The organism is Nostoc sp. CmiVER01 (genome assembly GCF_034531135.2).
Taxonomy (GTDB): Bacteria; Cyanobacteriota; Cyanobacteriia; order Cyanobacteriales; family Nostocaceae; genus Nostoc.
On sequence record NZ_JAVRBU020000002.1, the window covers coordinates 137,671 to 150,730 of the forward strand.

Below are 13,060 nucleotides of genomic sequence, written 5' to 3' on the forward strand. Positions count from 1 at the left end.
CAAGTGGCGTGGAGTTTTTATTTGTACTTAGCTACCTATATCAATCATTACTACCATTGATCATTGATGTGAACTGCGACTCGACCGCATTAACATAACCTTCATCGTTCAAAACTTGTGCTGGTAACTTATTAGCCTTGATAGCAGCCTGAACCACATCTTTGGCTGTCAGCTTTCCTGTTTGAAATCGAAATATCAAATTACCTGCACTGGGAATACCCTGCTCTTTGAAAGCACCTTGATAAGCTAGAAAGGCAATATTGAAAGGTTGAAGATAGCTGGTTTTAGGCGAATCTCTGTTGATTTGTCCGACACTGTTGTTGTTATTAACTGTTTGAGCGTCAACAATTACAGGTACAAAAGCAATACAAGCAACAATAAGTGCAGAATTTATCAAATTTGTAATTTTCATAATTTTCTCCTTGAGCTAGGTTAATTAGTTTTACCTAGTAACAAAACCTGATTTTTTAGCAATCTTAGAATCTTGATATCAAGTTATTAGATTCTGAACTTTTATTTAATCAAAACTACTCACTCAGACCCATCATCTGATATGCAATAAACGCAGTATCAAAGGATTGGAGATAATTTACCTTCTTGGAATAGCTAGATAAAATGTCAGAGTTGACGGCTGTGTTCATTGATGCGTCATTTTCTTTATTTTTGGCTGTATGAGCGCTAGTGATTTTGGGCATTAAATTAATCTTCTTATACATGTTTTTCCCTTTCAGTTCTAAACTGAAATTCATTTTTTGCTAATTAAGTTTCCATAGCAATATGCTAGGAAATATTCATAAGATAAACAAATACTTTTAATTTTTAATTTGATAAACAAAAGTGATACCAATTAATAGTGGCATGGCAAAATTTTCTATAAACCTTACTGACCATTTGCTTGAAGCTCTGATGAATGGTATCAGTTAGCCATTAAAGAGGATAAAATAAGCCGATCGTGTCAAAATGTTAAGTGTATAGTTTATTTGCAAACTCACTTATGCCGAAAGCAATTTGGAATGGCGCAGTTTTAGCCGAGAGCGATAATACCGTAGTTGTGGAAAACAACCATTATTTTCCTGCTGACAGCATTAACAAGCAATACTTCACAGACAGTAGCACCCACAGTACTTGTCCTTGGAAAGGTGTCGCTAGCTATTACAGTATCGACGTTGATGGGCAAATCAACAAAGATGCTGCTTGGTATTATCCCAGCGCCAAGGAGAAAGCTAAGAATATTGAGGGTTATGTGGCATTTTGGAAAGGTGTAAAAATTGAGGCTTGATACAGGTTCCTGAAAGTATTTTAGTTTCAGGGACATTGATATTATGTCTGACTAATTGCCCATAAATAATTAGCCCACTCAGGCTCATGTCTGCGCGGGCTAATTATTTAAACTATTTGTAGATTGATTTTAATATCTAATTATATCTTTGCCTTGCGAAACGCTCCTTGCTTTCTCTTCGCTAGCCAAGCCAGACTACCAGCAAGTATACTACCAGCGATCGCACTTGGTTCAGGTACTTTTGTCAGCGAAATGCTACTGGCTGTAACAGTTAAAGTGCCTCCTGCTCCTGAATTATTGCTATCACCAGCGATCTCGCTTGGTTCGTTAGGTGGTGCGATTATGAAAGAAGAGTTGATACTTATGTTGCCTCCTAATCCTGAATTATTTCTATCATCAGCCATCGCGCTTGGTTTGCGTACTGGTTTCAATATAAGAAGGTCAGGGATTTTAAGAGTTATGTTACCTCCTGCTCCTGAATGATTGCTACCAGCAGCGATGCCTACGGCGAGCTTCGCTAACGCGCTTGGTTTGGGTACTGGTTTGGATATAGTAGCACCGGGTCTCAATATCAAAGCGCCAGAGTTGATAGTTATGTTGCCTCCTAGTCCTGAATGATTGCTACCAGCAGCGATTGCGCTTGGTTCGGGTACTTTTGTCGGTAAAACATCACTGCCTGTAATAGTTATAGCTTCACTAGCTGTAACAGTTATACTGCCTGCTGCTCCTGAATCATTTCTGCTAACTAGTTGACTATGATCAGTGAGCGTCACATTATTAGCATTAATCTTAATATCGTTGCTGCTAACTAGTTGACTATTATCAGTGAGCGTCACATCACCAGCATTAATCTCAATATTGTTGCTGTTGATAGTGCTATTGATAAGTCTTAAGTTACTATCTATTTTAAAATTGTCGCTGCTAACAGTGCTATTGGTAAAGGTTAGGTTACTAGAATTGTAAGCATTGAAACTACCAGCGATCGCTAGCCCAGAAAATGTAACATCGGCGGCGTTAATGTCAAACACTGGGAAGTGATTATTACTACTGATGGTAAGTAAGTTAGCACCTGGGCCATTAATAGTTAGGTTTTTAGCGATCGCAAGTGGCCCACTTGTTAGGCTAATTGTACTGGGATGACTTTCTAGTAAGAACTCTAGTACGTCATTGTTATTTGCGATGTTGATGGTGTCTCGCAATGAGCCAACGCCACTGTCATTGAGATTGTTAACTGTCAACGTAGCAGCTTGTGCTGATTCCACTTGCATTATTACCCAACCCAGAGCAACAGCTGTGGAAATAGCTTGAGCGACAGCCTTTTTTGTATTATTTTTTGTCACCTAAAACTCCTCGTATTAATTTGTCAAAAAATAAAAAAGCCACTTGTACAATTACATAGATACATCATAATGTTTAAATTTAATTTGCAAAGCGGGTTTTGATAACTCAGAAATTCAAAATCTAATTGAATAATTTTCATAAACCTGTGAAATCTTGCCTTTAATGATCGTGTTCGCTAGACCAATCCTCTGGTGCGTCAATAGTTCCCGTGATCGCTTCCAGCACATCCCAAGCATCGCCTGATGATGATGTTTCTTTGAACTCTTGAATTGTAATTACATAACGCGTGTTAGGTGCTAAATCTAAAAGGACATCTGGGCGCAAAACACCCCCGTCAAATACAACTGTTACTCTCTTGTTCATAAAAAACCTCTGAAACTTGTGCAGCAGTTGTGTGAGCTAATCTAAAGTATCCGAAGCTGACCCGATCGCGCTTCCACAATCATGATAATATAGTGCGAAAATTGGCAGAAGCAAAATTGCACGTAGGCGTAGCCCATTGTAGAAATCGTTATTTGCGATCGTTTTAGAGGATGCTTTCAGACGGTGGTAGTGATCGCATAAGCGTTTGCCCCAAATAGATAAGCTCTGGTAACGAAACAAGTTAATTGATAAGCTTTGCTTAAGCGTTGTTAATGATCGCATAAGTTTTGTCACGAAAACATAAGCGTTCTGAACGAAACAAGTTGTGTTCTTAACGAACGGACAAGTCTTCGTTAACAACGGATAAGCATTCTGAACGAAACAACTTGTGTTGTTAACGAACAGACAAGTTTTCATTACCAACGGATAAGCGTTCTGAACGAAACAACTTGTGTTGGTAACGAACAAACAAGTTTTTGTTACCACGGGAACGTCATTTTAACGTTGCTGCTGCAAAGTACTTAAATTATTCTTGTGAAGAGGATTTTTTTTAAGCTTTGCATCGCACGAGTAACAACATTACGCTGATGCCAAGCTTGATAGAAATCGGGGTAGGGCATATTTTGGGCGCATCTCCAGGCTAAACTGTAGCACTCATCATTCAATTGCCAATAACTACTTAAAGCTTTGACTACCGCAAAGTGATGCTTATTATTCTGTAGAATTGTCCCTAAGCCAGATGCTGCCTGCCTACGGGTGTCGTCATTTACAGTAGTTGATTGCAGCAGTTGCACCAAAGCGGTGATCGCTTTTTCATTGCCAGTGCCGATTTGCCCTAAGCTTTCTGCTGCCCGCTTACGGGTGTTGTCAGCCACAGTAGTTGATTGCAGCAGTTGCACCAAGGTGGCGATGGCAATTTCATTGCCTGGGTCGATTGTCCCTAAGCTTGATGCTACCTCGCTACGGGTGAAGTCATCCACAGTAGTTGATTGTAGCAGTTGCACCAAGGTGGCGATCGCTTTTTCATTGCCTGGGTCGATTGCCCGTAAGTCAGATACTGCTAGGCTACGGGTGTAGTAATCCCCAGTAGTTGATTGCAGCAGTTGCACCAAAGCGACGATCGCAATTTCATTACCTGGGTCGATTTCCCCTAAGCTTGATGCTGCGTGCCAACGGGTGTAGTCAGTCACAGTAGTTGATTGCAGCAGTTGCTCTAAAGCAGCGATCGCAATTTCATTGCCTGGGTCGATTTTCCCTAAGCTTGATGCTGCCAGCAAACGGGTGTAGTTATGCACAGTTGTTGATTGCAGCAGTTGCACCAAAGCGGCGATCGCTTTTTCATTGCCTGTGCCGATTATCCCTAAGCTTTTTACTGCCAGCTTACGGGTGTCCGCATCTTTTGATTGCAGCAGTTGCACCAAGGCTGCGATCGCTTTTGTACGATCTATTTGTTGCAGTGCTGACCTAGCTTTCTTTTCGATTGAACTCAGACTATTAGTTGTGAAGTGAACAATTTGCACTATTATTTCATCTGCTTGAGAACAATCTTTAAACTCGGCAATTCCTGCGGCTGCTAAAAAGTAGGCTTGATACTTATAAAAACCTTTCTCTACATCTTTTATGCCCCACTGACCACACCTGTCTTTAAAGTTTACTAAAGCATCGATAAACTGTTGCTTTTGCTGTTTGAGGTTTTCTTCTTCTCGCCCTAACCAAAGTAATATTGTTTGCTTCCATTGCGGCTCAAAGATCCGATAAGTTCCTTGACTAGGATTTTTGGGAACATGGTTGAGAAAGAAATGCCAATCATCAATTGCTTTAGCAGCAAAGTACTCTTGAAATGAAGCATGAAAGAAAGCGTAAACAGGTTTTCTATTTGTATCTATCCCTACACAGTTCACCCAGCCGCGATTTAGTGCCAATTTCAGCAGTGAATTTTCATCATCAGCATCACCCAAAAACTGATTAACAAAATCCTGCTGCAAGCGAAAACGGGTTGCTTTTTTATCTATTGCTGCTTTAGCTAATTCGCCCAATTTCACATTTAGTTGCTGACGTTGGTCAAAGTTTGTAGCAAATTCGTCTTTTTTCCACTTGTAGAAGTCATCAACAAATTGCTGATAAAGTCCTGCTTGGGTATCCGGTAATTTGCCATCTCCTGCTTGCCAATTCAAGCACAGCAGCGTCAACCGCAGAGGATTTTTCACTAAATCCTGAATCCGTTCTTTACCTGATTCTTTCAAAGCAGTGCATAACTGCTCCCCCTTTTCTAGATTAGTGGCGAACCATTTATGAATAAATCTCTCTACCTGTTGTGGATAAGAAAAATCTAAACTGCGGTAGGTATCAAAATCATCAAGTGCATTAATGGTGCCATCCCACATATTAACCCGACAAGTCAGCACGATTCGCGCTTGAGAAATGAACCCTGCTTCACGGAATTGTCGGGCAATTTCTGTGAGAGGATTAGATGCCGACATTTCATCTAACCCATCTAACAGCAGCCACACATTATTTTGATTAAATAGAGCAACAAAATCATTCTTTAGTTGCTCAGTGGTTTCAGCTTTACCTGTTTTCTGTGCGACCTGAGTTAACCAAGTCTCGAACAGATAAGATTTTAGTTCCTTCTCTCGCAAATCTGCTAAAGATACCCAAATGACAATCGACTGGTCAATCTCATGAGATACCCAATCAGCAATCTGTTGTAATAGTGTTGTCTTTCCTGCTCCTGGTTCGCCAATGATTGCAATTCGCTTACCTTGACTTTTAGGCGTGTTCTTCTGTATGAGAACTTGTTCAAGAAAAGCATCATGCTCAAATGTTTTGGTGATTTCTGTCTCCTTGTACAGTTCTGACCCCTGTTTTGGAGAAATATCACCTTGAGGCTTAGATACTTTTTTGCGCTCAACTAATCCCAGTGGTACGTAAACATCATCAACTTGCAGGGCGACTCCTTCAGTTGATGTCAGAGGATTTGTAGTCAGCTTCCGCCGTTCTGCAAGCATTTCACAGCAGACTTTACGCCAGTCATCGGGAGTTAACTTTGTCCCATCCTCCCCTTGAGACGACTGTAGTCAAAAGTTGAAGTTATTAGTTTGGTTATTTATCTGTCCTTGATTTACAACCCCAATTTTTTCTGCTAGCTGCGTCAGATTTTGAATAGTTGGCTGTTGAGACTTGAGAGTATTTTCGATTTCTTGAATTTTTTGAGTGAGTTTTGGTTCTGCTTTTGCTGCTGCTTCCACTTCCACAACAGCTTGAGCAATTTCTGGGTCTTGTTCTGCTGCTGCTTTTAGTTCCAGCACTGCTTGACCATAATCTAAACGCTGCGGTTCATTTCCTTCTACAGCACTGGTGAGTAATGGCGATTTATTTTTCTGGCGGAGTAATCCGATTAACTTACCACCTAACGTCCATGTGGCATCACCAAGGTTTTCGCCGATTTTCTCCTGCGCTTTAGTCCAAAGTGTAGTTGCGATCGCAGTAGCAACAGCCGTCAGTGTTACAGTCACCATAAATTCACTACAAATTGAATTGACATAGAAATTAGACCTCTTGTAAAAATCCCTAACACCACACTCTTACCCCCTCCTCGCTTGCGGCTATGGTGTACACACATCTTGGCAATGAAACCCAAACCCTGGATTTACCCCCCTTAATCCCCCCTTGTCAAGGGGGGAAATATCCGGTTCTCCCCCTTACCAAGGGGGAGTTAGAGGGGGTAAGAAGGACTTGTATGTACACCGCAGCCTCGCTTGCGGGGAGGGGAGACAAAGCGTAGCTTTAGCGGGGTGGGGTTCTTATTCTTGATTTATGCAAGGGGTCTATTATTTAAATTAATACAAATAGTATTACGCAAAAGCTGGGTAATTATTACTGATATAACCCGCGCAGGCGGGTAAAGTCTCGTATAGCCGCGATTTTAATCGCCAAGGCACTATAAAACAAATGGTGCGTTACGCCAAAGGCCAACACACCCTACGAAAATATATCAAACTAATTATGAATTCTCAATTAGACGCGCCCTTTTCCGCTACATTGCGAATGATTTCCTCCAGGGTTTGGAGTAATTCTTGCTCGTTATAAGGTTTAGAAAAGTAAGCCTGCGCTCCCAATTGCATCGCCAATTGCCGATGTTTATTACTACTCCGAGAAGTTAACATTGCAACTGGAATATTTTTTGTATCAACATCTGAATTTATCTTGCCTAAAAAGCCATAGCCATCAAGGCGAGGCATTTCAATATCACAAATAACCGCCTCAACTTTTAATCCACTATGAAGTTTTTCTAAGGCATCTTGACCGTCTTTAGCTTGCTCTACTTGATACCCTCCTTTTTCAAGAGTTAGTGCTAAAAAGCGGCGAACATTAATTGAGTCATCTACAATCAAAACTGTACCTTTCTGCTTAATAGAGGCTGCTGATACTTTGTTTTCATCAAATATTAAGAACGGTGTCTTTAACCTTGCTGATGGTAATTGAGTACCTTTGGGAGTTTGCCGATTTGTAGCAATCCAATAGAGCAACTCATTGACATTAACTAGTGGCACTACTCGACCATCACCAAGAATTGTGCAATTACTGAAGCCTTTAGGTAAAGGTATATTTCCCTCCACTTGGCGAATAGCAACTTCCTGTTCACCCCAGCAACGGTCTATTTGGATTGCGACTGGCTGACTATTACCTTTAACTACTAAGACGCTGTTAGCATTAATTGCTGCTGGAGTTTCTAACTCTGAGCGATCGTAGCGTAGGCAATTAAACTCTAAATATTGAGTCAGGCGAATCAGTGGTAGCATGTTTCCTTGCCAATTTAGAACTTCGCTACCTGCCATTTGGAAAACTCGCTCGTCTTGGAGTAAGGATATTTCTGAAATGACATCTGTGGGAAATGCTAATAGCATTTTGTTGATTTCTACCAGCAGAACTCGCGCCACGGAAAGGGTAAATGGTAGTGATAAGGTGAAGGTAGTACCAACTCCTGGTTCCGTATCAACTTTCACATCTCCTCGAATCAATTTGAGGTTGTTACGAACTACATCCATACCGACACCACGGCCAGATAATGCTGTAACTTGCTCGGAGGTGGTAAAACCTGGTTCAAAAATTAGTGATAATAGTTCTTCATCACTAGCATTAGCGAGTAGAGAAGCATCTAATCCCATAGCTAAAGCGCGGGTGCGAATTTTCTCTAAAGAAATACCCCAACCATCATCTCGGATAGTAATCAGGGTGCGATTGCTGCGGTGAGTAGCTGTAATTTCAATTAATCCTTGTTCTGGTTTACCCAGAAGGCGGCGGGTGCTAGAGTCTTCTATACCATGATCAAAAGCGTTCCTTAAAAGATGCATTAAAGGTTCGTTTAATGCTTCTAAAATGCTGCGTTCAATTAAAGTATTGCCACCTTCAATTTTTAACTGGACATTTTTCCCATACTCTACATTTAAATCGCGTAAGGCTCTAGGAAAACGTTCAATTAAATCAGACAGAGGCCGCATTCGGATGTGATTTAGCTTTGTTTGTAACTGTTTGGATGTTTTATTTATTTTACGAGCAATTTGGTCTGTATCATCTACACTGAGTTGAACGTCAGTTGTTACTTCTTGTACCTGAACAATGGTTTCCATAACTTCCTGCGATCGCAGGTTTAAATCGTTATAGCAATCCATTTCTAAAGTATCAAATTCCCTCTCTATGCCTTGTGCTTGTTGGTTATTTTCAACTTGCACCTGCACCCCAGCTTGAGTGGAAATTTTGTCATAAGCAATACGTAATTCCTGGTTTTCGCGGTCGAGAACTTGGACTCGCTGATTTAAGTTCCGAACTAGTTTACGTAATCTTTCTAGTTGCGAGTTTAACCCATTTCGTTGGACAATCAGTTCGCCAAATAAATCATTAATTTGCTCTAGTTGTTTGCTGGGAACTCGGACGCTATTTTCATGAGTTTCTCGCTCTTTAGCAACGGCATTTTGCTCTCCTTTACCTTCACTAAATTTGGCATCGGTAGGATTATTTTCTTTAGAAAATATTGTATTATGCTCTGTGACATTAACAGCATTAATATCATCGGCAAATTCTACATCTGCAAATGTAAAACTAGCAGCAATTGCTTCATGATTAGTCCAATTTTCTTTAATGTTTTCTGGTTGCCAAACAGATGTTGAGACTACTTCTGTGTCTGTGGCAATATGTGGTTTTACTTCTGCTGGTAATAGTGGCAGAGATGGCGTATCACTACTATTGAAGTCAAGTTCTGTAGGTAAATTATCTAGTTGATTTGTCAGCACCAAAGCTTGCGATCGCCGCCATGCTTGCAATGCTAACCGGGCAATTTCGGGAATGTGCGAACTGCTAACAGTTTCCAATTGCTGCGTTACTGACTCACAAAGCTTGGTAAAAGCTGCCAACTGGAGCATTTCACCCAAACCGCCCAATTCAGCAGCCATGATCACAACTTCTTCATGTAATCCCGGCTGTTCGCTATCTGCCAATATAGATTCTAGACGCTGCAAACACTCTTCTACTTCGGTGCCAAATAACAAGGAGATAACGTCTTGGCCATCTTCTGGAGATAGCATGGTTGAGGCATCTTCAGGGGTGGGATCACCCAAGCGATCGTGTAACTCATCAAAAATTGGGTAACAAAAGGTTGCTAACCACGCATCTTCGACAACATTTCCTTGTGCAAGCAATTCGACAATTTGACGCAGCCAGTCAACTCCAGATAGCAATAAACTTTGTAACTGAGTATCAATTTCGAGAGAATTTTTTTTAGTTTTTAAAACTTTAAAAGAATCTTCCAGACGATGCGCTAAATCACTTAACGATTTAAATCCCATCATCCCCGCGCCACCTTTGATAGAATGAGCGGCCCGGAGTGCAGCATTGATTTTATCTAAATCTATGCGGTTACTAGTATCGATTTCTAGTAATACCCCTTCTAAGGTATTTAAGTAATCAATTGCTTCTTCCAGAAACTGCATCTGGATTTCTAGTTCTTTGTCTTGTAACATAGTTTTTGTCCTTAGTCATTGGTCATTAGTCATTAGTCATTAGTCATTGGTCATTAGTCATTAGTCATTAGTAAAAGGACATAGACGCGCTAGCGGCTTCCCGCAGGGTAGGACAAATGACAACGGACAAATAATAAAAGTCATTGGTCACTAGCAAATAGCAAAGCACGGAGGACAAATGACAAATGACAAACTTAACTAACTTTGAAAGCCTCGACAGTCTCTTGTAACTGATGGGAAATCTCTACAGTTTGTTGTAGAGATTCGGAAACTTGACGAGAAGAATCGCTAGTGCGTTGTGATACAGCAGCGATATCTTTCATCAATTGGCTAACACTTTGCGATGTTTCAACTTGAGATGCAGTTGCAGTAGAAATCGACTGCACTAACGAGTCAATTTCACGCGATACATCTAAAATTTCACTCAGACTTTGTTTAGCCTCCTCCACAATTCGAGTTCCTTCTACAACTTGGCTAGTACCTATTTCCATCGCCTGTACCACTTCACTGGTTTCTCGTTGAATATTTTCAACAATTTGTTCAATTTCTTGGGTTGCTGCGGCACTTCTAACAGCTAGTTCGCCGACTTCTTCAGCCACTACGGCGAAACCTTGACCTTCTTCACCCGCACGCGCTGCTTCAATACCGGCGTTAATGGCTAATAAGTTAGTTTGAATAGCGATTTGGTTAATCAACGAAACTACGCGAGAAATTTGTTGCGAAGATTCTCCCAAACGTTTCACTTTTTTAGCAGTTTCACCCACAGTTTTCCGCAAAGACAAGATGTTTTGTACTGTTAAATCCATCGCTTGTCCACTCTTAGTAGCGGTGTGAGCCGCATGATTGGCAACGAAAGCAGCTTTTTCGGCGCTTTCGGCTACACCTTTCATAGATAGGGTCATTTGGTCAACAGCATCAAGGGTGCGGTTGATTTCAGCAGCTTGGGTGAGTGCTTCCTCTGCTAAATGGCGGATAGCTCCTTCGTTAGAGCCAATGGCAGTATTAACATGGGTAGCAGCTGCTTGAACTTGGGTAACAATATCCCGCAGGCTTTCGACAATGGAGTTGAAAAAGTCGGCAACAGTACCTATTTCCCCAGCCGTCACGTCTGCACGTACAGTCAAATCGCCTCTGGCTGCACCTTCTACTTCATTGAGCAGTTGTAAAAGTTGCTGTTGCAGTGTTTCTTGTTGATGCAGTTCGTCGCCAGAACCGATTACTGTAACATTCCTGGATTGTATCTCTTCTAATAACTTGGCTTGTTCTAAGGCATAGCCGATTTGAGTTGCTATCTGTTGAAACAAGTCAATTTCCGGCTGTTGCCAAACACGAGGAGTTTCGCACTGATGAGCAATTAATAAGGATACAAGCTGTCCTTGGGCAAGAATTGGTACGATCAAATTACCTTTGACAGCAAATTTTTCCAAAAGTTGGATGTAACCGACGGCATTTTTCAGGCTTTGGTCTTGATGAATGTTTGCAATTGCTTGCACCTGTCCATACTGATCAGTTTCTATATAACGTTCCCGAAAATAAGGATCGTCAATTTTGATTCCGAGCATTTCCGGCCAATTATCAGTTACCGATTCAGCAACGACAACGCCATTCCTAGAATTTTGATTTAGACTATAAATGATTACCCGGTCTGTTTTTAGCGATCGCTGAACTTCTTTTACTGCTGCTTGATAAATATCTTCAGTTTTGAGAATTTTCCGAATTCGCAGGGTAATATCTGTTAGTAGTTTTGCCCCTTCAACGTCTAGTTCTTGTTCTTTAACTAAGACTTGCAATTGTTCGGCCATCTGGTTGATGTTTGCACCCAATACCCCTAATTCGTCTTCTCTTTCGATTTCCAGACGGGTATTAAATTTACCTTGACCAAGCTTTGCTAATGCCGCAGTCGCATTTAAAATTGGCTGTGTAGTAAGTTTAGCTAACCGAGATGCGATCGCAGCTACAATCAATGCTGTAACTGCTGTGCCAATGCCTATAATCCACAACAATTGTCTTTGCGGCTCAAATACAATTGCTGTGTCTGTAGATAAAAGTACTTGCCAGTTTAAATCTGGTAAGCCATCTAACTTAGTGCCTGGTACGTAGCTGACTAGTTCTTCTTTTTTGCCAGTTTTGGGAACTTCTATAAAACTATCTACCTTATTGGCTGCTACCAGTTTAGGTAAATTAGAATACTCTGCCTTTGCCTCTTTCCCTAATAATTCCTTTTGGGGACTCAAGAAAACTGTTCCCGAAGCATCAAGCAAATGGTATTGTTGCCCATTAGCTACGTAGTTTTTGATGACTTCCTCTAAAGATTTTACGGGCATTCGTGCCCTTACCACACCAATGGTTTGGCCCGTCCTTATCTCTTTCACAGGTGCAGCTATATAAATACTCACTACACCAGTATTTTTTGCTGCTTCAGGTTTACTGATAATAGGAGTATCTTTTTGTAAAGCCTCTCGAAAGTAGGTACGGTCTTTTTGGTTGTCTAGGGGTTCGCCTGTGGATTGGACAATCAACTTACCTTGGCGATTAAAAACAGCAACGCTGTCATAAGCTTTGTAGGCTTTGATAACTCCATCTAAGATTGCTTGTTTATCTTGAGTGGTGATACTTACACTAGCCTGGGGACTTGTCAAAAAAAGTAAACTTGATATTACCTGAATATCTCCGTACCGTCCCAACATGAAACGGTTAACTTTATCACTTAACCCAATGGCTTCAGTTTGTTGAGACTGGGTAATTTGCTTAGTAATTGATTTGTTGGCAAAGCTAAAAGCGATCGCACCGATGCCCAATACTGGTATTGTACCGATTGCGATCGCTAAAATAGTCGCTTTCTTAGCCAATCCGAATTTTGTAAAAGAGGCAATAGCCTGATTTAGTAAAGAATTATTAGCCGTTTCACTAGTAGTCTTAACTGGTAGCTTTATGGCACTACCATTTATTTTTTGGGATGAAATCAGTGATGCTCGATTTTGAGCGCCACTACCTTGATTCGTATTGGTTTTATTAAACATAAAAGTAATTCTCCTGACTATGTGAATAAGAACACTAAAAT

General features: G+C 40.9%; 10 protein-coding genes. 1 reads left to right on the plus strand and 9 read right to left on the minus strand.

The genetic code is table 11. The features are described 5' to 3' along the window. Positions 1-40: 40 nt before the first annotated feature. A complete protein-coding gene (locus RMZ43_RS03260) occupies positions 41-412 on the minus strand; it encodes a hypothetical protein (RefSeq protein WP_322654658.1) in 372 nt (123 codons plus the stop codon). A gap of 115 nt (positions 413-527) precedes the next feature. Further along, positions 528-695, minus strand: coding sequence for a hypothetical protein (locus RMZ43_RS03265; RefSeq protein WP_322654657.1), 168 nt, complete (start codon positions 693-695; stop codon positions 528-530). 299 nt (positions 696-994) lie between these two features. Between RMZ43_RS03265 and RMZ43_RS03270 the strand changes: the two genes are divergently transcribed. Beyond that, positions 995-1,279 carry a DUF427 domain-containing protein gene (locus RMZ43_RS03270; RefSeq protein ID WP_322654656.1) on the plus strand — a complete coding sequence of 95 codons (285 nt, stop codon included), beginning with the start codon at positions 995-997 and terminating at the stop codon, positions 1,277-1,279. Between the two features lie 140 nt (positions 1,280-1,419). On the opposite strand, the gene RMZ43_RS03275 is transcribed toward RMZ43_RS03270, so the two are convergent. The 7 genes from RMZ43_RS03275 to RMZ43_RS03305 form a co-directional block, all read right to left on the minus strand. Further along, positions 1,420-2,619, minus strand: a complete 1,200-nt coding sequence (locus tag RMZ43_RS03275; protein WP_322654655.1) for a PEP-CTERM sorting domain-containing protein — start codon at positions 2,617-2,619, stop codon at positions 1,420-1,422. 160 nt (positions 2,620-2,779) lie between these two features. After that, complete coding sequence (locus RMZ43_RS03280; RefSeq protein ID WP_322654654.1) at positions 2,780-2,983, minus strand: hypothetical protein; 204 nt, start codon at positions 2,981-2,983, stop codon at positions 2,780-2,782. Between the two features lie 36 nt (positions 2,984-3,019). After that, positions 3,020-3,265 (minus strand): hypothetical protein, encoded by a 246-nt coding sequence (locus RMZ43_RS03285; protein ID WP_322654653.1) that lies wholly within the window; start codon positions 3,263-3,265, stop codon positions 3,020-3,022. A gap of 239 nt (positions 3,266-3,504) precedes the next feature. After that, entirely contained in the window at positions 3,505-5,991 is a 2,487-nt protein-coding gene (locus tag RMZ43_RS03290; protein WP_322654652.1) for an NACHT domain-containing protein, read from the minus strand. 69 nt (positions 5,992-6,060) lie between these two features. Beyond that, a complete protein-coding gene (locus tag RMZ43_RS03295) occupies positions 6,061-6,501 on the minus strand; it encodes a hypothetical protein (RefSeq protein WP_322654651.1) in 441 nt (146 codons plus the stop codon). Positions 6,502-6,996: 495 nt separating this feature from the next. Continuing rightward, positions 6,997-9,999: a hybrid sensor histidine kinase/response regulator gene (locus tag RMZ43_RS03300; protein WP_322654650.1), complete on the minus strand. Its 3,003-nt coding sequence runs from the start codon at positions 9,997-9,999 to the stop codon at positions 6,997-6,999. A 194-nt stretch (positions 10,000-10,193) separates the two neighbouring features. Beyond that, the gene (locus RMZ43_RS03305; RefSeq protein ID WP_322654649.1) at positions 10,194-13,019 is read right to left on the minus strand and encodes a methyl-accepting chemotaxis protein; all 2,826 of its coding nucleotides are present in this window, start codon (positions 13,017-13,019) and stop codon (positions 10,194-10,196) included. Positions 13,020-13,060 lie beyond the last annotated feature (41 nt).

What these genes read in the sequence shown, in the direction of transcription:
- RMZ43_RS03260 (WP_322654658.1), bottom strand. Translation starts at nt 412, where the DNA reads ATGAAAATTACAAATTTGATAAATTCTGCACTTATTGTTGCTTGTATT.
- RMZ43_RS03265 (WP_322654657.1), bottom strand. Translation starts at nt 695, where the DNA reads ATGCCCAAAATCACTAGCGCTCATACAGCCAAAAATAAAGAAAATGAC.
- RMZ43_RS03270 (WP_322654656.1), top strand. Translation starts at nt 995, where the DNA reads ATGCCGAAAGCAATTTGGAATGGCGCAGTTTTAGCCGAGAGCGATAAT.
- RMZ43_RS03280 (WP_322654654.1), bottom strand. Translation starts at nt 2,983, where the DNA reads ATGAACAAGAGAGTAACAGTTGTATTTGACGGGGGTGTTTTGCGCCCA.
- RMZ43_RS03285 (WP_322654653.1), bottom strand. Translation starts at nt 3,265, where the DNA reads ATGCGATCATTAACAACGCTTAAGCAAAGCTTATCAATTAACTTGTTT.
- RMZ43_RS03290 (WP_322654652.1), bottom strand. Translation starts at nt 5,991, where the DNA reads ATGCTTGCAGAACGGCGGAAGCTGACTACAAATCCTCTGACATCAACT.
- RMZ43_RS03295 (WP_322654651.1), bottom strand. Translation starts at nt 6,501, where the DNA reads ATGGTGACTGTAACACTGACGGCTGTTGCTACTGCGATCGCAACTACA.
- RMZ43_RS03300 (WP_322654650.1), bottom strand. Translation starts at nt 9,999, where the DNA reads ATGTTACAAGACAAAGAACTAGAAATCCAGATGCAGTTTCTGGAAGAA.
- RMZ43_RS03305 (WP_322654649.1), bottom strand. Translation starts at nt 13,019, where the DNA reads ATGTTTAATAAAACCAATACGAATCAAGGTAGTGGCGCTCAAAATCGA.